This is a genomic window from Blastococcus xanthinilyticus, assembly GCF_008124835.1.
Taxonomy (GTDB): Bacteria; Actinomycetota; Actinomycetes; order Mycobacteriales; family Geodermatophilaceae; genus Blastococcus; species Blastococcus xanthinilyticus.
Genome location: NZ_VNHW01000003.1, coordinates 1 through 21,411, shown reverse-complemented (window position 1 = coordinate 21,411; position 21,411 = coordinate 1). Strand labels below are relative to the sequence as shown.

The window sequence follows — 21,411 nt, the reverse complement described above, 5'->3', positions numbered from 1 at the left end:
GCGGCCAAGCGGTCAGGAACCGCCGGCCCCGGCTGCCGCCGGTGTCCCCCCGCCCTCCAGGTCGCCCTCGGTGTCCAGGTAGGCCTGCTGCAGCTCGGCCAGCAGCGCCGGGTCGGGCTCCGCCCACATCTTCCGGTCGACCGCCTCCAGCAGCCGCTCTGCGATGCCGTGCAGCGCCCACGGGTTGGACTTCTCCATGAACTCGCGGTTCTCGGGGTCCAGCACGTAGGTCTGCGCCAGCTTCTCGTACATCCAGTCGGCGACCACCCCGGTGGTGGCGTCGTAGCCGAACAGGTAGTCGACGGTCGCGGCCAGCTCGAAGGCGCCCTTGTAGCCGTGCCGGCGCATGGCGGCCAGCCACTTGGGGTTGACCACCCGGGCGCGGAACACGCGGGAGGTCTCCTCCACCAGCGAGCGGGTGCGCACCTGCTCCGGGCGGGTCGAGTCGCCGATGTAGGCGGCCGGCGCCGTCCCGGTCAGCGCGCGGACCGTGGCCACCATCCCGCCGTGGTACTGGAAGTAGTCGTCGGAGTCGGCGATGTCGTGCTCGCGGGTGTCGACGTTCTTGGCCGCGACGGCGATCCGCTCGTAGGCCGCCTCCATGTCCGGCCGTGCCTGCACGCCGTCGAGGTCGCGGCCGTAGGCGTAGCCGCCCCAGACGGCGTAGACCTCGGCGAGGTCGGCGTCGCCCCGCCAGCTGCGGCTGTCGATCAGCGACAGCAGGCCCGCCCCGTACGCGCCGGGCTTGGAGCCGAAGACCCGGGTGGTGGCCCGCCGGCGGTCGCCGTGCCCGGCCTCGTCGGCGTCGACGTGCGCCTTCACGTAGTTCTGCCCGGCCGGCTCGTCGAGCCCGGCGACCAGCGTGACGGCGTCGTCGAGCATCGTCACCACGTGCGGGAAGGCGTCCCGGAAGAACCCGGAGATCCGCACCGTGACGTCGATCCGCGGCCGGCCGAGCTCGTCGAGCGGAACCGGCTCGAGCGAGGTGACCCGGCGGGACGCCTCGTCCCAGACCGGCCGGACGCCGAGCAGCGCCAGCACCTCGGCGACGTCGTCCCCGGAGGTGCGCATCGCCGAGGTGCCCCAGACCGAGAGGCCCACCGAGCGCGGGTACTCCCCCGTGTCGGCCCGGTACCGGTCGACCAGCGACTCGGCCATCGCCTGCCCGGTCTCCCAGGCCAGCCGGGAGGGCACCGCGCGCGGGTCGACGGAGTAGAAGTTCCGCCCGGTCGGCAGCACGTTGACCAGCCCGCGCAGCGGTGAGCCGGAGGGGCCGGCCGGCACGTAGCCGCCGTCCAGGGCGTGCAGCGTGGCGTCCAGCTCGTCGGTGGTCCGCTCCAGCCGCGGCACCACCTCGTCGACGGCGAACCGCAGCACGTCGGCCACCCGGTCGTTCGTGGTGCCGAGGACGCCGCCCACCACGTCCGCGACCGCCTCGGCGCGCCAGCCGCGCTCCTCCATGCCGCTGACCAGGGCGTCGGCCAGCGCCTCGACCGCGTCGGTGGCCGCCAGCCCGGCGGTGCCGTCCTCGGCCAGGCCCAACGCCTCGCGCAGCCCGGGCAGCGCCACCGCGCCGCCCCAGATCTGCCGGGCGCGGAGCATCGCCACCACCAGGTCCACCCGGGCCCGGCCCGACGGCGGGGTGCCCAGCACGTGCAGGCCGTCGCGGATCTGGGAGTCCTTGATCTCGCAGAGCCACCCGTCGACGTGCAGGATCATCTCGTCGAAGTGGTCGTCGGCCGGCCGCTCGTTCAGGCCGAGGTCGGCATCGAGCTTCGCGGCCTGCAGCAGGGTCCAGATCTGGGCGCGCACGGCGGGCAGCTTGGCCGGGTCCATCGCGGCGATGTTCGCGTGCTCGTCGAGCAGCTGCTCCAGCCGCGCGATGTCGCCGTAGGACTCGGCGCGGGCCATCGGCGGCACCATGTGGTCGACCAGGATGGCGTGCGCCCGGCGCTTGGCCTGGCTGCCCTCCCCCGGGTCGTTGACCAGGAACGGGTAGACCAGCGGCAGGTCGCCGATCGCGGCGTCGGGCCCGCAGGAGGCCGACAGCCCCACCGTCTTGCCCGGCAGCCACTCCATGTTGCCGTGCTTGCCGACGTGCACCAGCGCGTGCGCGCCGAAGGACTCCCGGAGCCACCGGTAGGCGGCGAGGTAGTGGTGCGAGGGCGGCAGGTCGGGGTCGTGGTAGATCGCGATCGGGTTCTCCCCGAAGCCGCGCGGCGGCTGCACCATCACCACGACGTTGCCGGCCCGCAGGGCGGCGAAGACGACGGCCTGGTCGTCGCCGGAGCCGTCCACGAACAGCGAGCCGGGGGCCGGGCCCCAGTGCTCGGTCATCGCCTCGCGCAGGTCGTCGGGCAGGGTGTCGAAGAAGGCGCGGTACTCGGCGGTACGGACGCGCACCGGGTTGCCCGACAGCTGCTCCTCGGTCAGCCAGTTCTCGTCCTGGCCGCCGGCCGCGATGAGCGCGTGCACCAGCGCGTCGCCGTCCAGGTCGGCGACGCCGGGCAGCGCGTCGGGCCCGTCGAACGGGCCGATGTCGTAGCCCTGCCCGTGCATGGCGGCCAGCAGCCGCACCACCGAGGCGGGGGTGTCCAGGCCGACGGCGTTGCCGATGCGGGCGTGCTTGGTCGGGTAGGCCGACAGCATGATCACGATCCGGCGCTCGGCCGGCGGGGTGTGCCGCAGCCGGGCGTGCGCCACGGCGGTGCCGGCCACGCGGGCGGCCCGCTCGGGGTCGGCGACGTAGGAGGTGAGGCCGTCGGCGTCGGTCTCCTTGAACGAGAACGGGACGCTGATCAGCCGGCCGTCGAACTCGGGGATCGCGACCTGGTTGCCGACGTCGAGCGGGGAGAGCCCGTCGTCGTCGGCGAGCCACTCGGCGCGGGAGCGGGTGAGGCAGAGCCCCTGGATCACCGGCACGTCGAGCGCGGCCAGCGCCCCGACGTCCCAGGCGCCGTCGTCGCCGCCGGCCGAGGCGGTCGCCGGCCGCGAGCCGCCGGCGGCGAGCACGGTGACGACCAGGGCGTCCGCGCCGCGCAGGGTGGCGAGCAGGTCGTCGGGCACGCTGCGCAGCGAGCTGACGAACACCGGGAGCGCGCGGCCGCCGGCGGCCTCGACGGCAGTGCAGAGCTCCTCGACGAACGCGGTGTTCCCGGCCAGGTGGTGCGCCCGGTAGTAGAGGACGGCGACGGTGGGCCCCTCGGTCCGGCCGGGAGACCGCTCCAGGAGGCCCCACTCGGGCGCCACCGACGGCGGCTCGAACCCCTCGCCGGTGAGCAGCACGGTGTCGGAGAGGAACCGGTGCAGCTGGGTGAGGTTGTCCGGCCCGCCCTGCGCCAGGTAGCCGTGCGCCTCGGTGGCCACGCCCATCGGCACGGTCGAGAGCTCCATGAGCTCCGCGTCGGGCACCTGCTCCCCGCCGAGGACGACGACCGGCAGGCCGAGCGCGAGCAGCGGGCGCAGCTGGTCCTCGTACTGCCGGCGGACGCCGAGGATGCGCACCACGACCAGGTCGCTGCCGGCGGCGAGGGCGGCCATGCCCTCGGCGCCCAGCCGGGCCGGGTTGCCCAGCCGCCAGCCGGGGGCGCTGGCCCGCGCCGAGAGCAGGTCGGTGTCGCTGGTGGAGAGCAGGGTGAACACGGCCGCGCCGCCTCCCTCGGGGTCCGCGCCCCGGTTCGCTGGGCACGGCAGCCGGAGTGTCTGGCTCGCCCCCGCCACCATCGGCCGGGGCTCACAGTGGCGGGACCGCACCGGATTTCCACCGGTTTCCTCGCTGCACTGCCGTGATGTGGCCCGGACGCTACCGGGCTGCGTGCCCAGCACGCGGCGGCACCCACCGTCCGCATCCGACCGGTGTACCGGTGGCGAAGAGCGGGTACCGACCGATTCTCCGAGGGAGTCGTCATGGCACTGCGCCCACACCTCCACCGCACCCGCACCCGCACCGCAACCGTCACCCCACCGGACACCCCGCCAGTGCCTTCGGGGCCGGCCGCCCCGCCGGCACGAGCCGGCTCGCCGGCGCGCTCCGAGCGGCTCGAGCCCGCGCGCTCCGGCCGACGGGGGCCGGACGGCGCCCCCGCCGGCAGCCGGGTGCCGGCCGTGCACCGCATCGGCGCGGTGGTCGTCGCCGCGGTGATCGCCGTGTTCGGCATCCTGGGCTTCGCCGACGGGCTGGACTTCTTCTCGACCGAGGGCGAGCGGGTCCTCGGCCTGTCGTCGAACGGCTTGCTGTCCACCATCTCCGTCGTCACCGCGGCGGTCCTGATCGCGGCCGCGCTGCGGGGGCCGCGGATCGCCTCGACGGTGATGATCGTCGTCGGGGTGCTGTTCCTGGTCTCGGCGCTGGCCAACCTCGCGGTGCTGCGCACCGATCTGAACTTCCTGGCGTTCCGCTTCGCCAACGTCGTGTTCTCCGTCGTCGCCGGCCTGGTCCTGCTGCTGCTGGGCGCCTACGGGCGGGTGAGCGGCAACCTGCCGCCCGACAGCCCGTACGCCCACCCGACCGACGACGCGGACGACACCGACGACGCCGACGACGGCGTCCCGACGACGCCCGCCGAGGTTGCCGCCGAGCGGGCGATGCGCGCGGCGGAGGTGGCCGTCGTGCAGCACACGGCGACCCCCGACCAGCAGCGCCGGGTGGCCGCCATGGCGCAGGCGCGCGGCCGGGCCGAGCGCCGGCGGGTGTGGAAGTCCTTCGACGGCGGCGAGCCGCACGCCGGGAAGTAGCCCGCCCCACCGTGGCCGCAGTGGCTGCTCTCCGGCGCTCCAGGATGTGCGCGGCCCGGCAGCACCTGGCGGCGACCCGACCAACTTCTCGGGTCCGGCCTCCCGTGCCGCCGCTGGGCGTGGTGCGGTGCCGGGCGCCGGCACGCGGCTGGCATCCAGCGGCTGAACTGGTCGTTCGCGCGAGCGGCGGACCGGCGCGCCGGCCGGTGCGCCGTCCCGGTTCTCCGCGTCGAGCCGGAGCGCCGCCAGCAGCCGCACCCCTGTCGCTTTGACGTCCTCCGGGCCGGGGCGCAAGCTCGATCCGCGCCCGTCGTCCTGCCGTGGCGTACCCGCGCCGAGACGCTGCGCGACGACAAGCGCCCGAGGAGCCCCGATGACGCCACGCACCCGCGTGACCTACCGGCTACGCCCCCGCACCACCGCCGCCGCCGCTGTTGCGGCAGCAGCCCTGACCGTCGCCACGGCCCCGGTCCTGGCCTTCCCCGCCTCGGCGGCCCCGGGAGACGCCACCCTGACCGCGAGCAGCCCGATCGTGACCACCCCGGACGGGGGCACGGCCACCGTCACGATCCGGCTCGAGATCGAGGGCGGCGGCGCGCTCACCGAGCCCGTGACGGGCCAGTGGGCGACCGGGGCCGGCAGCGCCACGGCCGGCGACGACTACCAGCCGGCCGGCGGCACGTTCACCTTCGCCGCCGGCACCGTCTCCGGTGCCACCCAGGAGCTCACCGTGCCGACCACGACGTCGGCCGGGGGCGAGACGGCCGAGACGATCTCGATCGACCTCGCCACCGATGACGCCGGCGTCGGCACCAGGCCCACCGTGGTCATCGACGCGCACGACCTGCCCTACCTCGACGCGGCGCTGCCGGTCGACCAGCGGGTCGAGGACCTGCTGTCCCGCATGTCGCTGGCGGCGAAGGTCGGGCAGATGACCCAGGCCGAACGGGCCAACGTCGATGACAGCCCCGCGCAGATCGCCGACCTGATGCTCGGTTCGCTGCTGTCGGGCGGTGGGTCCGCTCCCGAGGAGAACACCCCCGAGGCCTGGGCGGACATGGTCGACGGCTACCAGCTGTGGACACGGCTGACCCCGCTGCAGATCCCGCTCATCTACGGCGTCGACTCCGTCCACGGGCACTCGAACGTGGTCGGCGCCACGGTCTTCCCGCACAACATCGGCCTCGGCGCGACCCGCAACCCGGCGCTGGTCCAGGAGACCGCGCACGTCACGGCGGAGGAGACCCGCGCGACCGGCATCCCGTGGACCTTCGCACCGTGCCTGTGCGTCGCCCGGGACACCCGCTGGGGGCGCACCTACGAGTCCTACGGCGAGGATCCCTCGCTCGTGATCGAGATGGAGACGTCCATCACCGGCTTTCAGGGCGAGGACATCAGCGCGTTGGACGACCCCGACCGGGTGCTGGCCACGGCCAAGCACATCGGCGGCGACGGCGACACCGAGTACGGCAGCGGGGACGACCTGGGCTCGGGCCCCAGCACCTACCCCATCGACCAGGGCATCACGGTGACCAGCCGCGAGGCGCTCGAACGGATCGACCACGCGCCGTTCATCCCCGCCGTGCAGCAGTACCACGTCGGCTCGGTGATGCCGTCCTACTCCAGCATCGACTACACCGAAGACGGCCTTGGCAACCCGATCAAGGCGCACGCCGACGCGAGCATCCTGCAGGAATTCCTCAAGGACGAGGTCGGCTTCGACGGGTTCGTCATCAGCGACTACCACGGCATCGACCAGATCCCCGGTGAGCGGGCGAGCGACGTCCGCACCTGGGTGAACGCCGGCGGTGACATGGCGATGGAGCCGGACGACTTCGCGGCCTTCGAGCTCACCCTGATCGACGAGGTGGAGGCAGGCCGGGTCTCGCAGGACCGGATCGACGACGCCGTCCGGCGCATCCTCACCAAGAAGTTCCAGCTGGGCCTGTTCGAGCAGCCCTTCGCGGACCGCACCAACCTCGACCAGATCGGATCGGCCGAGCACCGCGCGGTGGCCCGGCAGGCAGCGGCCGAGTCGCAGGTGCTGCTGAAGAACGAGAACGACGTTCTGCCGCTGGCCGACGACGCTCCGCTGTACGTGGCCGGCCGGAATGCCGACGACCTGGGCAACCAGATGGGTGGCTGGACCATCACGTGGCAGGGCCAGTCCGGCCGGCACACCGAGGGCACGACGATCCTCGAGGGGATCCAGGAGGTGGCGCCCGCGGCGGAGGTCACCTTCAGCGCAGATGCCTCCGCGCCCATCGACCCGGCGTCCACCGGCGTCGTCGTCGTCGGGGAGACGCCGTACTCCGAGGGCTTCGGGGATGTCGGCGGCCCGCTGTGGGCCTACGACCCGGTCGACGAAGGCATGCCCCGTGAGCCCAAGACGATGGAGCTCAAGGAGCAGGACCGGCAAGTCATCGAGCGGGTGTGCGCGGCCGTGGCCGAGTGTGTCGTCCTGGTGGTCTCCGGTCGGCCGCTGGTGCTGAGCGACCAGCTGGGTGACATCGACGCGCTGGTCGCGTCGTGGCTCCCCGGCAGCGAGGGAGCCGGTGTCGCGGACGTCCTGTTCGGCCGCACCCCGTTCACCGGGCAGCTGTCGCAGTCCTGGCCGCGCACGGTGGAGCAGGGCGAGCTCAACGTCGGGGACAGCAGCTACGACCCGCTGTACCCGTTCGGCTGGGGACTGACCGCGCAGGCGACGTCCTCCCCGCTGTCGGAGGCGCAGACCCGCGAGCTCGTCGAGACGCTCACCGGCGCTCACCCGGAACGGCTCACCGGCCCGCTGGCCGCGCTGCAGCACGGCCGGGGGCTCGACGCCGACGACCCGCGGGTGCGCGAGCTCGTCGGTGCCCTCCGGCAGGTGGTGCAGGCCCTCGTCGCGGACCCGGTGACCGGGGTCCCCGCTCGGGCGGCGGACCGGATCGCCCGGTCCGACGTCGCCCTGCTCCAGGGTGACGTCGCCGGGGCCGTGCGACTGCTGATCGAGGCCCTGCGGTAAGGAGGCGGGCACCGTCGACCGGGGACCCGCGGAGGCACTGCCTCCGCGGGTCCCCGGTGCACGGGCGGTCGATGGTGCGCTGAGACCGTTCGGCGTCGTCGGTGAGCAGGTCGGCGGCCGGACAGCCTCGCGCGCTGCCGGACCGCTGCGGCCCGTACCGCCGCGGGCGCGGCGTCAGCGCTCGGCGAGCTCCGGCGGGAGGGTGCCGACGTCGCCGTGCAGGATGCAGGCGACCCGGCGATCCGGCTCCGCGCCCGCGAACGCCGTCGGCCCGAGTTCGGGGTGGATGCGACTGCACTCCGGGGTGGAGAACCCGCACCGGGGCGTGAACGTGCAGCCGGTCGGGAGCAGCCGCAGGTCCGGCGGTGAGCCCGCGATGCCGGTCAGCTCGCGTCGCGGCCCCCGCAGCGGGGGGAACGAGCGGAGCAGGCCCCGCGAGTAGGGATGGCGGGGACGGCGGTAGACGTCCTGGGCAGCGGCGTCCTCGACGATCTCGCCGGCGTACATGATCGCGATGCGGTCGGCGATCTCGATGAGCAACGAGACATCGTGCGTGATGAAGACGACCGAGAAGCCGAGCCGTTCGCGGAGCTCGGCGATCTGCTCCACGATCTGACGCTGCATGACGACGTCGAGCGCCGTCGTCGGCTCGTCCATGATGAGGACCTGCGGTTCGAGCGCGAGAGCCATCGCGATCATCACCCGTTGGCGCATGCCACCGGACAGCTGGTGGGGGAAGGCCGACAGCCGGTCCGGGGAGATGCCGACCATGTCCAGCAGCTCGGCGGCCCGGTCGAGCGCCTGCTTCTTCCGGATGCCCGGCGTGTGCGCCGCGATGGCGTCGGCGATCTGCCGGCCGATGCGGAAGACCGGGTTGAGGGAGTTCATCGCGCCCTGGAAGACGATCGCCACGTCCTGCCAGCGCGAGGCCCGCAACTGGGCGTCGGACATGGTGAGGATGTCCCTGCGCTCCCCCGATCGATCGGTGAGGACCACCTCGCCCCCGGTGATGAGCCCGGGTGGCGGCAGGAGCCGGGTCGCCGCATAGGCCAGCGTGGACTTGCCGCACCCGGACTCCCCGGCCAGTCCCAGCACCTCACCGCGGTTCAGCGTGAGGGACACCTGACGGAGCACGTGCGTCGGGTCCTGGCCGAACCCGTAGTCGACCGACAGGTTCTTGATCTCGAGAACGGGCTCGCGGACGGCGGCGTCGGCGTGCCGCCCAGTGCCCGACGTGGTGGAAGCACTCATCTCCGGATCTCCTCGATCGCGTTCTGCTCGGCCGGGCGCGGCTCGGCCGGCTGCTCTTCGGCCGGCGGCCGGTGGACCGGCGTCGTCTCCGCTGTGCGGACCACCGGGGTGAAGCCGATCCGCGGTCGGATCCGTCGCTTGCGCAGGGATCGGGCGTGCAGCCCCGTGCTGCGCAGCCGCGGGTTGATGAACTCGTCGATGCCGAAGTTGATGAGCGTCAGCCCCATGCCGAGCAGGGCGATGCACAGCCCGGCGGGAACGAACCACCACCAGGCTCCCCGTTGCAGCGCCAGCTGGTTCTGGGCCCAGAACAGGACGGTCCCCCAGTTCCAGTCGCTCACCGGCGTCACGCCGATGAAGGCGAGCGTCACCTGCGAGAGCACCGCGAAGATCACGGTGCCGACGAAACCGGCCGCGATGATCGCGGTGAGGTTCGGCAGGATCTCCGCGACGATGATCCGCGGCGTGCTCTCCCCGCTGGCCCGGGCGGCCTCCACGAAGTCCCGGCGGCGCAGGGAGAGTGTCTGCGCCCGAAGGACGCGCGCACCCCACGCCCAGCCCGTCGCTGCGATGACGAGGGCCACGGTCACGCCACCGGCCGAGGGGACCTGTCCCGCGATGATGATGATGAGCGGCAGCTGCGGGATGACCAGGAAGATGTTGGACAGTCCCGACAACACCTCGTCGCCCACGCCGCCGAGGTAGCCCGCGGTCACCCCGACGAGCACTCCGACCACCGTCGCACCGAGGCCCGCGATGAGCCCGACGACCAGCACCCCGCGAGTGCCGATGATGATCTGCGACAGGACGTCCTGGCCGGTGTGCGTGGTACCGAGCCAGTGCGCCGCGGACGGTGGCTGCAGGATGTCCCGGCTGACGGCACTGGGGTCGTACGGTGCGATGAACGGCCCGATGACGGCCAGGATCCCGAAGAAGACCAGGATCCCGAAGCCGATCATCGCCTTCGTGTTGCGCAGGAACAGGAACCGGTGGCCTGCCTTCGTGGCTGCGGTCTCGTCGACGGACTCGTCGGGAGCGTCGTCCGGGTCGTCCTGCAGGACAGTGACGTCGGCGGTCATGGATCAGCCCTCCTGCCGGGTGCGCGGGTCGAGCGCGGCGTAGACGAAATCGGCCAGGATGTTGGCGACCAGGACCGACAGCGTGATGACGAGGAACACGCCCTGCATCAGCGGGTAGTCGTGGGTGTTCACCGCCTGGTAGAGCACGTAGCCGATGCCCTGGTAGGAGAAGACCATCTCCATGATCAGGGTGCCGCCCACGATGAAGCCCAGCGACAGGGCGAAGCTGGAGATCTGCGGGAGGATCGCGTTGCGCGCGGCGTAGCCGAACATGACCTTCCGCTCGGGCAGCCCCTTTGCCTGGGCGACGGTCACGTAGTCCTCCGAGGACACGGTGACCATCATGTTGCGCATGCCGAGGATCCAGCCGGCGATCGAGGCCAGGACGACCGTCAGCGCCGGTAGGAAGCCGTAGTAGAGGACCGAGCCGAGGAACTCCAGGTCGAACGAGGGCAGCAGCGAACGGTCGTAGCTGCCGTTCGAGGGGAACCAGCCGAGCTGCACCGCGAACACGGTGATCGCGATGAGGCCGAGCCAGAAGTACGGGACGGCCGAGAAGAACGTCGAGATCGGCAGCAGCCCGTCGGCCCAGGTCCCGCGCCGCCAGCCGATCGCCGTCCCGACCAGCGTGCCGAGGACGAAGGCGATGACCGTGGCGATACCGACGAGCCCGACGGTCCACGGCAGGCTCTGCCAGACGATGTCGCTGACCGGCGTGGGGAAGAACGTGAACGACAGCCCGAGGTCACCCCGGAAGAGCAACCCCCAGTAGTCGATGTACTGCTCCAGGAAGGACTGGTTGCTGTCCAGGCCGAACAGGACGCGCAGCGACTGCTCGGCGTCGGAGTCGATGCGGCCCTGGTTGCGGGCGATCAGCGCGGTGACCGGGTCGCCCGGCATGAGGCGCGGGATGAGGAAGTTGATCGTGACGGCGGCCCAGGCGGTGATCAGGTAGAAGATGATCCGCCGGCGGAAGAAGCTCATCGCTGGTCCTTCCCGGCCGCGGTGGCACCGGCGGGCGTGGAGGTGGCTGCTGCTGCACGGTGGCCCCCGTACGTCTCGAGGATCGATCCGAGCGACGGGCGATCGGCGCGCTCGGCATAGCCCCAGCAGGCGGCGGTCCGGGCCGCCCCGACCTCGAGCAGCGGGGGTACCTCGGTGCGGCACAGGTCCACCGCGAACGGGCAGCGGGGGTGGAACCGGCAGCCGGACGGGGGCGTCACCAGGCTCGGTGCCTCGCCCCGGGCGCCCAGGGCGCGATCCTCCATGCCGTCGGGGTCGGGCGCGGAGCGCACGAGCAGCTGGGTGTAGGGGTGCTTGGGGTCCTGCGTCACCGCCTCGCTGTCGCCGGTCTCCACCACCCGACCGGCGTACATCACCATCGTCCGGTCCGCGAAGTACCGCGCCGAGGCGATGTCGTGGGTGATGTAGAGGATGCCGATGTCCAGCCGGGTGCGCAGGTCCTGCAGCAGGTTGAGGATGCCGAGGCGGATGGACACGTCGAGCATCGAGATGGGTTCGTCCGCGAGCAGGACCTCGGGCTCGGCGGCCAGTGCGCGAGCGATGGCGACGCGCTGGCGCTGACCGCCGGAGAGCTCGTGCGGGAACGCGTCGACGTAGCGCTCGGGCGGACGCAGCTGCACCCGGTCGAGCAGCTCGGTGAGTGCCTGCTCGAGCGCGGGCCCGCGCAGCCGGCCCCGGTGGATGCGCAGGCTACGGCTCAGTGTGTACCGGACGGTGTGCACCGGGTTCAGCGAGGCGAACGGATCCTGGAAGATCATCTGCACGCGTCGCACGTACCGCCGGAAGGCCCGGCGACCCCGGACCGTGGCGTCCGACCCGTGCAGCAGGAGCCGGCCCTCGGTGGCAGGCATCAACTGCGCGAGCAGCCGGGCGATCGTCGACTTGCCCGACCCCGACTCGCCGACCAGGGCGAGGACCTCACCCCGGTGCAGCCGGAGGTCGACGTCCTCGACCGCGTGCACGACGGCACCTCGGCCGCCTCGGACGGGAAAGTACTTGCGCAGCGCCTGTGCCTCCAGGACGGGCGTTCCCGGGTCCTGCGAGGAATCACCGTCGTGGGGGTGCGGATCGGAGGACGTCATCGTCGGCTCGGCCACCTCGGGGCGTGGAATCGGTAGGTCAGGGAGAACCGCCGCGGCGGGGAGAAATGCTCACCCGCCGCGGCGGTGGACTCACTCAGAGGCAGGCGTCAGCTTCATGACGATCTGCGCCGCCTGCTGCCCCGTGGGCTGCGGCTGGTTGTACGGGTCCTCCTCCGTCGGCCAGCCCACGTAGTTCTCCGTCGAGTACTGGGCGGTCCACGGACGGACCCACACCGGGATCGCGGGCACCTGCTCGGCGAAGACCCGCTGGACGGTCTCCAGCGCTGCCGCACGCTCGGCCTCGTCGGTAGCGCTGGCGTAGGTGGCCAGCGCCTCGGTGGCCTCCTCGTTCTGGAAGCGACCGAAGTTCCAGTTGGCCGTCTCCCCCAGGGGCACGAACTGCGCTCCGTCCATGATGTTGGAGTACATGTCCCACGGAGTGGCGCCGGAGTCGGTCCAGTGCAGCGAGGCCTGGAAGTCGCCGGCCGGCATGAACTCGAACCAGCCGTCGGCGTTGGCCGGCTGCACCTCGGCAGAGGCACCGAGCTGCGCGGCGGCGTCCTTGATCAGGTCGAGGGCGGTGAGGTAGTCGTTCCAGCCGGCCGGGTTGGTCAGCGTGAAGGACACCGGCTGGCCGTCGGGGTCGACCAGCGTCTCGCCGTCCCAGGTGTAGCCGGCGTCCGCCAGCAGCGCCCGGGCACCCTCGACGTCCACGGCGAACTCCTCGCCGGTGTACTCGTCGGCGAGGAACTCCTCACCGACCGGCAGCGGCAGGCCGGTGACGCTCGCGACCGGCGGGTTGACCCCGGAGGTGGCGAGCTCGCTGATCTGCTCACGGTCGACGGCCATGTTCAGTGCCTGGCGGAAGGCGGGGTCGTCGAACGGCTTGGTCTGGTTGTTGAGGAACAGCGCGTCGATCGCAAGGGCGGATGCGGCGTACTGGTTGTGGTGCTCGGGGTCCTGGGCGATGTAGACGTCCTCGTAGTCGGCGATGAACGTCCAGCCCCACTGGGCCTCGCCGGTGGCGAGCGCCGTCGTCAGCGCGTTGTTGTCGTTGTAGGAGGAGTAGCGGAGCTGCTCGACCTCCGACTCGCCGCCCCAGTAGTCCGGGTTCGGGTCCAGCGTGGCGGCCTGCGGTGTCCACGAGGTGAGGGTGAACGGCCCGGTGCCGACAGGCTCGGTGTTCTCGAAGGTGGTCGGGTCCTCCACGTCGGCCCACAGGTGCTCGGGCACCATCAGCAGGTCGGCGAGCTTCGCCTGGTTGACGAACTGCGGCGCGGTGAAGCCGACCGTGACCGTGTCGCCGTCGACACTGACGTCCCCGAACGGCAGCGCCGAGGTGTTGAGGGCCTCGAAGTCCTTGCGGAGCTGGATGGAGAAGGCGATGTCCTCGGCGGTGAAGTCCTCACCGTCGGACCACTTCACGCCCGAGCGCGCCGTGATCGTCGCCTCGGTGAAGTCCTCGTTCCACTCGATCGACTCGGCGAGCCACGGCTCGGGCGCTTCGGTCGGGACCGCTTCGTTGACCATCATCAACGGCTCGTAGATCACGAAGGCGTAGCCGAGCGAGAGGGCCGACGAGCCGCTGGCGAACGGGCTCTGGTTGTTCGTCTGCGTGCCGTTGGGCATCCCCACGGTCAGGACACCTCCCCCGTCGGCGTCGCCGCCTCCTCCTCCACCGGACGTGCATCCTCCCGCCAGGAGGATGCTGCCGACCAGGACGGAGCCGAGCCAAGCTGTTCTACGTGTTCTCACGGGAGTGCTCCTTGCACCGGGGGATATGGGTTGGCGGGTCGAACGGGGAAGCGGTCAGATCTCGCGACGGCGTAGCGCCGTCCCATCGAGCCGGAGGTCACGGATCGACCGGCCGACGCGGAATCGGTACTCGCCCGGCGGCACCGTCCAGCGGCGCCGTGCCGGGTCCCACACCTGCAGCGCGCGCAGCGGGATGTGGACGGGGACCTCCGTGCGCTCTCCGGCCGGCAGCTGGGCGACGGAGAAGCCGGCGAGCCAGCGAACCGGCCGCTCGGGGCCACCGGCGGGCGGCTCGAGGTAGGCCTGCACGACCTCGGAGCCGGTGCGGGGCCCGGTGTTGCGCAGACCCACCGTGAGGGTCAGGCCGCCGTCGGGCGCGTCGGTGCAGTCCACCCGCTCGTACTCCCAGGTGGTCCAGCCGAGGCCGTGGCCGAATGGCGCGGCAGGTGTCCGCTCGAGGCGCTCCCACGAGCGGTATCCGACGTGCAGCCCTTCGATGTAGTCGAGCCGGTCGTCGGGGCCGGGCACGGCGGAGGGCACGGGCACGTCCGCCTCGGCGGCCGGCAGCGTCCAGGGCAGCCGGCCGGCGGGCTCGGTGCGGCCCAGCAGCACGTCGGCGAGCGCAGCTCCGCACTCCTGACCGGGGAACCAGGTCCAGAGCACCGTGCGGGCACGCTCTAGCCACGGCAGCACGCACGGTGCACCTGCGTTGACGACCACGACGGCGTCCGGTGCGACGTCGAGGACCCGGTCGACGAGTTCGTCCTGCCGACCCGGCAGGGCCAGCGACGGCCGGTCGTAGCCCTCGGACTCCACTTCGTCGTTCGTGCCGACCACCAGGACCACGACGTCGGCACGTGCCGCGAGCCGGACGGCCTCGACGATCTCGTCGTCGATCGACGGCCCCGGCGGGCGGTGCCGCAGCGCGGCCCGCGCGAAGCTGCCGTAGCCGTCGGTCACGACGTTCTGGACGACGGCCTCGAGCAACACGGTGCGCGCCTGGTCGACGGAGATCGTCAGCCCCCGGTCGTCCGGGCTGTTGACGCTGGAGTCGAGGATGACCTCTGCTCCCACGCGGCGGGACTCCTCGGCGAGGACCTGGCCGTCGAGCACGAGACGGCACGCGCCGACGGTGCCGATCCCCAGCCAGTGCTCCCCCGGCGCGTCCAGGCGGATCTCTCCGCGCAGTCGGACGGCCGCGGCGTCGGTCTCACCGCGCAGCCAGCCGGACCACGCGCCGGTGTGCCGGTGGGAACGCAGGACCGCTCCGGTGGCGTCGAGGACCTCGACGAGGAGACCGGGCTCCTCCGCGCCGGGCACGGTCACGAGCGCGTCGATGTCGAGGTCCGGGGCGTGCCGTCGGGCGTCGCCGCCCCGGAGCACCGTGACCTCGGCCTGCGGCAGCGCCGTGCGGAGCCCCTCCTCGGGGCTGACGACGTGCTGCGGGGTCACGTGCGCGCTGCCGCCACCCTGCACGAACGCGTCGACGGCGTTCGGGCCGAGGAGGGCGATGCGGACAGCTGCGCCGTCGGCGCGGGGAAGGTCCAGCGGCAGGGCGCCGTCGGCGTTCCGGAGCACGACCGTCGACCGCGCCGCCAGCTCTCGCAGCAGCGCGGCGCCACCCCCCGTCGGGACGGGGCCCGCATCGGAGCCCGGCGCGGGTTCGACCGCTGCACCCGTCGGGCCGGCCGGCTGCTGCAGCGCTCCGACGCGATCGGCCAGGCGCAGGAGCCGGAGGACCTTGTCGTCGATCACGGCCTCCGGGACCGCGCCGGCGCGGACGGCGTCGAGCAACCCGGCGGCCCAGGGGCCACCTGGTCCCGGCATGACGAGATCCAGGCCGGCGGCGGCGGAGCGGACGTCGGACTTGGTGGCCAGCCAGTCGCTCACGACGACACCGTCGTAGCCCCATTCCTCCTTCAGGATCCGGCGGAGCAGGCCGTGGTGCTCGGTCGCGGTCGCGGCCTCGGTGCCGTCGTCCAGGCCGTTGTAGGCGGCCATGACCGTCCAGGCGCCGCTGCGCAGGAGGGTGTGCTCGAACGGGGCCAGGTAGACCTCGCGCAGCGTGCGCTCGTCCATCCGGGCGAGGTAGGTCGTGCGACCGGTCTCCGACTCGTTGCCCACCAGGTGCTTGACGCATGCACCGACGCCGGCCGCCTGCAGGTGCTCGACCAGCGCCCCTGCCACGTGGGCGGTGAGCAGCGGATCCTCCGAGTAGCACTCGAAGTGGCGCCCGCCCGCAGGTGTCCGCTGCAGGTTGACCACCGGGGCGAGCACGACGTCCACGCCGTGCGCCCGCGCCTCGGACGCGAAGAGCTCACCCAGGCGGCCGGCCAGCGTCACGTCCCACGTCGCGGCGAGCGCACTGGGGGCCGGGAAGGACAGCGACGTCTCCCCGGCGATCTCGCCGATGCCACGGACGCCGGCGGGGCCGTCGGACAGCGCCATCGAACGGAGGCCGACCTGCTCGAGGGGGTGCAGGCGCCACGCCGTCGCGCCGGTGAGCAGCCGGACCTTGTCGGCCAGCCCGAGCGCGGACACCCGGGAGGCGAGATGAGCCTCGTCGGAGGTCGCCTCGAGGGGGGCGGCGGGGGCGGTCCCAGCTGCGGACAGCGTCGTCACGGGTGAGAGCTCCTTGCGGATCGGTGCGTGTGGCTGTGAAGTGAACCACATAGTTACTAAGTGGTCAGTAGGTGTTCAAGTCACAGTAAGGTGACGAACATGACGACAGCAGGGCGGAAGCGCACCGTGCCGCCGCCGGGGTCGCCGTCGACCCCGGCCGCAGGGGTGATGGCGCCCGACGTGGTGCGACCGCGCGCACACCGTCCCCGGGCGGCCACCGTCGAACGCCGGGAGAAGATCCTGCAGGCCGCCATGGAGACCTTCGGGGCGCGGGGATACCACAACGGCTCCCTGGCCGAGGTGGCCGAACGGGTCGGCATGACGCAGGCCGGCGTCCTGCACCACTTCGGTTCCAAGGACCTGCTGCTGCTCGAGGTGCTCGAGTACCGGGACCGCTCCGACGTCGAGCACCTCGAAGGGCGACGACCACCGGGCGGCCTGGGCCTCTTCCGGCACCTCGTGAAGACCGCGCGCATCAATGCCGGCCGACCCGGCATCGTCCAGACGTACGCGGTCCTCTCGGCCGAGGCCGTCACGGACGACCATCCAGGTCAGGACTGGTTCCGGGCGCGCTTCTCGACCCTGCGGCAGACCGTGAGCGACGCGCTGATCGAGGTCTGCGATGCGGACGACCTCCCCGACCCGGCCGACGTCGACGCGGCCGCGGCCTCCGTGCTCGCCGTCATGGACGGGCTGCAGATCCAGTGGCTGCTCGCCCGCGACGTCGTGGACCTCGGGCGGTCCACCGCGTTGGCGATCGAGGCCATCCTGTCCGCCGTCGTCGCGGGTCGGGAACGCCGCCGGTTGCTCTGACGCGGTCGTGCTCGGCGGCGGGCGCCGCCTGGAGGACGAGCACGCGGCCGGGAGCGGGTCGGTGCTGCACGACGCCGGGCGCTTGCTGCCGTGGGCACCCGTGACGCCTCGCACGCGACGCTGCGCGCGAGCCGGGAGGTCGACCGGCCGCTCCTCGGCGCCCGCCGGCCGGCCCCCGGATCGACCTGCGCTCACGACCAGGGCCGCGACCAGCGGTACCCGCCGTCCGGACTGGTCAGGGCCGGATCGGCCCCCTACCGTGGCCCCGATGCAGCGGGGAGGGCAGGACGACCGGCGAGGAGCCGGTCCCTCCGGGGCTACCCCGGGGTCTCGCAGCAGAGCTGGGCGATGCGCCACCCGCCGGACGGCGCGCTCCGCGCACGTCCCGGCACCTCCGTCAGGGAGCGGCTGCCCTCCCCGCTGCGTTCTCCGGCGGTGCTGCGTTCTCCGGCGGTCCGGACGGTGACGGCCGCTGGGCCGCTGACGACGGGCCGGCCGTGACGGCCGGCCGCCGCGCCGAGGTCACCGCGAACGGCATCGCAACGGCGTTGCTGGCGGGCGCCTGGCGGCGCCCGCAGATGGTGCGCCGGGTCGCGGTCGCCCTCGGGTACGCCCGGGCGCCGCGCTGGGTGGGCACCCTGGTCACCGAGGTGCTCGCCGCCTACTGGCACCCGCCGGCCGACCGGCCCCGGGAGCTCGCCCTCTTCGTGCGCACCACCGCGAGCTGGGCCCGCGGCACGGCGTCCGGACCACCTCCCGGGGTGGTGCGCTGGGAGCCGGTTCCCACCTCCGTCGTCCGGCCCCGGCTCCCCGGGGTCGAGCTGTCCGACCTGGGCGCGCTGGCCCGGCTGCTCGACCTGGACCAGGGCGAGCTCGCCTGGTTCGCCGACGCCCGCCGGCTGGAGCGCACGGCGCCGGAGCCGCTGCGCCACTACCGCTGGCGAATCGTGGACCGCCCGACCGGCGTGCGGCTGCTCGCCGCGCCCAAGCCCCGGCTGAAGGAGATCCAGCGGCGGCTGCTGCGGCACGTGCTCGACCCCGTTCCGGTGCACGGCGCCGCCCACGGGTGCGTCCGCGGCCGGTCGGTGCGGACGGCGGCCACCCCGCACGCCGGCGCCGCCGTCGTCCTGCGGATGGACCTGGAGCACTTCTTCGCGAGCGTGCCGGCGCCCCGGGTCCACGGCCTGCTGCTCGGGCAGGCCGGGTTGCCCGAGCCGGTGGCGCACGCGGTCACCGGCCTGGTGACGACGGTGCTGCCCGCCGCAGTGTGGCGGCGCATCCCGCTGCCGGACGACGTGCGCGCCCGGGAGCGGCACCGGCGGCTCGGCGCGCGGCTCGCGGTGCCGCACCTGCCGCAGGGCGCGCCCAGCTCGCCCGCCATGGCCAACCTGGTCTGCTTCCGGCTGGACCGCCGGCTGGCCGCGCTCGCCGATGCCTTCGGCGCGACCTACACCCGCTACGTGGACGACCTGACCTTCAGCGGCGGTGCGCGGGTCGGTCGCGGCCGGCTGGCCGGGCTCGTCGGCGAGATCGCGCGGGACGAGGGCTTCCGGGTGAACACTGCCAAGACCCGGGCGATCAGCTCGGCTCGCCGGCAGGACGTGCTCGGCGTCGTGGTCAACGACCACCCGGCGCTGCCCCGCCGGGAGCGGGACGCGCTGCGGGCCCTGCTGCACAACTGCGCCACCCACGGCTGGGCCACCCAGCTCCGCGGCCGCGCCCCGGCCAGCTTCCGGGACCACGTGCTGGGCCGGGTGGCGTGGGCGGCGGCGGTCGACCCGGGATTCGGCGCGCGGCTGCACGCGCTGGCCGACCGGATCGACTGGAGCCGGCCGCTGGGCAGCGCCTGAGCCGCGTCGACGGGGCGGGCGCGGGATCTTCCGGCCGTAGGCTCGACCGCACCATGACCACCGCTCCACCGCCGCGCGACCGCGCGGACGCGTGCCCCGGCGCGCTGCAGACCCACGCGGCGGCCGACGGCCGGCTGGCCCGGGTGCGGGTGCCCGGCGGGGCGCTGACCGCCGACCAGCTGCGGGCGCTGACCGCGGCCGCCGGTGAGCTGGGCGACGGCGCGCTCGAGCTGACCAGCCGGGGGAACATCCAGCTCCGGGGCCTGCGGTCGGGGGCTGAGGCTGAGCTCGGCGAGCGGCTGGCCGCCGCCGGGCTACTGCCCAGCCTCACCCACGAGACGGCGCGGAACGTACTGGCCAGCGTGCTCAGCGGCCGGGGAGGCGGGCTGCAGGACGTGCGGCCGTGGGTGCCGGCGTTCGACGCCGGGCTCTGCGCGGACCCGGAGCTGGCCGGGCTGCCGGGGCGCTTCCTCGCCGCGCTCGACGACGGCCGCGGGGACGTCGCCGGAACGGGCGCCGACGTGGGCCTGCTGGCGCTCGACGCGGGCACCGTGGCGCTGCTGCTGGCAGGTTCGGACTCCGGCCTGCGGGCCGGGCCGCACGACGCCGTCCCGCTCGCGCTGGCCGCCACCCGCGCCTTCGTCGCCGAGCGGGCCGCGCAGGGCGGTACCGCCTGGCGGCTGGCGGAGCTGGCCGACGGCCCGGCGCGGATCGCCGGGGCGCTGGGCGGTCCGTCCGCTCCGCCCGTGCCGGTTCCGCCGGCGCCGGTCTCCGGGCCGGCGGGCGCCCTGCCCCAGCACGACGGCCGCACCGCGCTGGTCGCGGTCGTGCCCCTGGGCCAGCTGACCGGCGGGCAGGCCCGCCTCCTCGCCGACCTCGCGGCCGGCGGCCTGCAGCTGACCCCGTGGCGCAGCGTCGTCGTCCCCGACCTGCCGGACACCTCGGCCGCCGGACCCCTCGCCGCCACCGGGCTGGTGCTCGACCCCGGCAGCGCCTGGCTGCAGGTGACCGCCTGCGCCGGCCGGCCGGGCTGCGCGAAGTCACTGGCCGACGTGCGCGCCGATGCCGCGACCGCCGTCGCCGGCCGCACGCTCCCGGCCGGCGGGGCGCGTCAGCACTGGGCCGGGTGCGAGCGCCGCTGCGGACGGCCTCCCGGGGACGTCGTCGACGTCGTCGCCACCGGCTCCGGCTACCGCGTGGATGGCGGCCCCGCCTGACCAAGTCGTACTGATCCCTGCAAGTTGGTGTCGCGGTGTTACCGCCTGTGCGGCTAACGCGGCACGGACCGACTGATCAGGTAGCACGTCAACTACGGTTCCCGCGTGCGGCGGTTCGGAGGGTTCGTCGGTCGATCCGTCCTCGAAGGATTGCGCTGGCTGCACAGCTTCGTGGGCTGGTGGCTGGTGCTGGTCGGCGCCCTCGGCCTCGTCGGCATCGTCATCGCCTTCCAGATCAACGACTGGCCCGCATGGTTGTGGGTTCAAGTCCTCTCCGCGACCATCGTCGCGCTGTTCCTGATCGGCGCGTACCGCGTGTGGGACGCAGCCGACCGCCGCGCTGCACCGGTCACGGTGGAGACGGCTTCCTCTCCGAATCCGCTCACCGTCCTCACCTGGAACGGCAGCGACTACGAGCCTCCAGCCGCCAAAGCCTGGAGCGGTCCGAAGGCCTTCTACGGCCCCGTTCCACCGGACACGGTCGAAGGTGTGGCGTACGGCGACAACGACCTCTGGTACCCGGTCGGTGGGAACAGCGACAGCTAGAGGCGGGTCGCCAAGGCACTCGGTCTGAATGGACCTGCCGATGGACGGCGCCTCACGCCAGTCGGTCTGCGGCAGCAGCTGCATCGCACGCGCAACCGGTCGATCGTCAAGTTCCCCGGATCATGTGTGGAAAGCACGCTGAGCTGGGGATTCGTGCTGCGGCCGTCGATGATCGGCGGTATTCTTCGTACATGCGTTCGACTGGTGGTTCCGAGGCGGTGAGCCGATTGTCGGCTGCCCTGGGCGAGCTGGCCGACGAGGAGATGAGCGGAAAGTTCGGGCCGGAGCTGCTCGACGAACTCCGGGTGCTACTGGTGGCGCAGAACCGGCTGGCCGCCCGGGTCGCGCGGGTGGTGCGGGAGTGCGAGGTCACCGGCGCCGCGGAGCACGACGGGCAGAAGACGATGGCCTCGTGGCTGCGCGGGCACGCCCGGT

At 73.2% G+C, this 21,411-nt stretch carries 13 protein-coding genes, 1 pseudogene and 1 riboswitch; of the genes and pseudogenes, 7 read left to right on the top strand and 7 right to left on the bottom strand.

Going from position 1 to position 21,411, the window contains the following annotated elements; all coding sequences use genetic code 11:
* Nucleotides 1–12 precede the first annotated feature (12 nt).
* Nucleotides 13–3,642, bottom strand: coding sequence for a cobaltochelatase subunit CobN (gene cobN, locus BD833_RS05305; RefSeq protein ID WP_166532096.1), 3,630 nt, complete (start codon nucleotides 3,640–3,642; stop codon nucleotides 13–15).
* Nucleotides 3,643–3,696: 54 nt separating this feature from the next.
* Nucleotides 3,697–3,774, bottom strand: a riboswitch (cobalamin riboswitch).
* A 330-nt stretch (nucleotides 3,775–4,104) separates the two neighbouring features.
* Here cobN and BD833_RS05300 point away from each other — a divergent pair.
* Together BD833_RS05300 and BD833_RS05295 are read left to right on the top strand one after the other, a co-directional pair.
* Nucleotides 4,105–4,734, top strand: a complete 630-nt coding sequence (locus tag BD833_RS05300; RefSeq protein WP_243737464.1) for a DUF4383 domain-containing protein — start codon at nucleotides 4,105–4,107, stop codon at nucleotides 4,732–4,734.
* Nucleotides 4,735–5,107: 373 nt separating this feature from the next.
* Nucleotides 5,108–7,738, top strand: coding sequence for a glycoside hydrolase family 3 N-terminal domain-containing protein (locus tag BD833_RS05295; protein ID WP_166532094.1), 2,631 nt, complete (start codon nucleotides 5,108–5,110; stop codon nucleotides 7,736–7,738).
* Between the two features lie 174 nt (nucleotides 7,739–7,912).
* Here the strand turns inward: BD833_RS05295 and BD833_RS05290 are convergent, their stop codons facing one another.
* The 6 genes from BD833_RS05290 to BD833_RS05265 all read right to left on the bottom strand — a co-directional run bounded on the left by BD833_RS05290 (nucleotide 7,913) and on the right by BD833_RS05265 (nucleotide 16,550).
* Complete coding sequence (locus tag BD833_RS05290) at nucleotides 7,913–8,989, bottom strand: ABC transporter ATP-binding protein (RefSeq protein WP_166532093.1); 1,077 nt, start codon at nucleotides 8,987–8,989, stop codon at nucleotides 7,913–7,915.
* Nucleotides 8,986–10,068, bottom strand: a complete 1,083-nt coding sequence (locus BD833_RS05285) for an ABC transporter permease (RefSeq protein ID WP_166532092.1) — start codon at nucleotides 10,066–10,068, stop codon at nucleotides 8,986–8,988. Before BD833_RS05285 ends, BD833_RS05290 begins: the two co-directional genes overlap by 4 nt.
* Nucleotides 10,069–10,071: 3 nt before the next feature.
* Nucleotides 10,072–11,052 (bottom strand): ABC transporter permease, encoded by a 981-nt coding sequence (locus tag BD833_RS05280; protein ID WP_166532091.1) that lies wholly within the window; start codon nucleotides 11,050–11,052, stop codon nucleotides 10,072–10,074.
* Nucleotides 11,049–12,053, bottom strand: a complete 1,005-nt coding sequence (locus tag BD833_RS05275; RefSeq protein ID WP_243737463.1) for an ABC transporter ATP-binding protein — start codon at nucleotides 12,051–12,053, stop codon at nucleotides 11,049–11,051. The genes BD833_RS05280 and BD833_RS05275 overlap by 4 nt, the downstream gene beginning before the upstream one ends.
* 210 nt (nucleotides 12,054–12,263) lie before the next feature.
* Nucleotides 12,264–13,802 (bottom strand): ABC transporter substrate-binding protein, encoded by a 1,539-nt coding sequence (locus tag BD833_RS05270; RefSeq protein WP_243737503.1) that lies wholly within the window; start codon nucleotides 13,800–13,802, stop codon nucleotides 12,264–12,266.
* Nucleotides 13,803–13,982: 180 nt separating this feature from the next.
* Nucleotides 13,983–16,550 (bottom strand): beta-glucosidase family protein, encoded by a 2,568-nt coding sequence (locus BD833_RS05265; protein ID WP_208092357.1) that lies wholly within the window; start codon nucleotides 16,548–16,550, stop codon nucleotides 13,983–13,985.
* A 99-nt stretch (nucleotides 16,551–16,649) separates the two neighbouring features.
* On the opposite strand from BD833_RS05265, the gene BD833_RS05260 reads away from it, so the two are divergent.
* The 5 genes and pseudogenes from BD833_RS05260 to BD833_RS05240 all read left to right on the top strand — a co-directional run.
* Nucleotides 16,650–17,363, top strand: a complete 714-nt coding sequence (locus BD833_RS05260; RefSeq protein WP_208092356.1) for a TetR/AcrR family transcriptional regulator — start codon at nucleotides 16,650–16,652, stop codon at nucleotides 17,361–17,363.
* 497 nt (nucleotides 17,364–17,860) lie between these two features.
* Entirely contained in the window at nucleotides 17,861–19,213 is a 1,353-nt protein-coding gene (locus BD833_RS05255) for a reverse transcriptase family protein (RefSeq protein ID WP_208092355.1), read from the top strand.
* A gap of 53 nt (nucleotides 19,214–19,266) precedes the next feature.
* Nucleotides 19,267–20,430 carry a nitrite/sulfite reductase gene (locus tag BD833_RS05250; RefSeq protein WP_166532087.1) on the top strand — a complete coding sequence of 388 codons (1,164 nt, stop codon included), beginning with the start codon at nucleotides 19,267–19,269 and terminating at the stop codon, nucleotides 20,428–20,430.
* Nucleotides 20,431–20,535: 105 nt separating this feature from the next.
* Nucleotides 20,536–20,976, top strand: coding sequence for a hypothetical protein (locus BD833_RS05245; protein ID WP_166532086.1), 441 nt, complete (start codon nucleotides 20,536–20,538; stop codon nucleotides 20,974–20,976).
* A 191-nt stretch (nucleotides 20,977–21,167) separates the two neighbouring features.
* Nucleotides 21,168–21,411, top strand: a pseudogene (locus tag BD833_RS05240) (hypothetical protein); the annotation flags it as partial.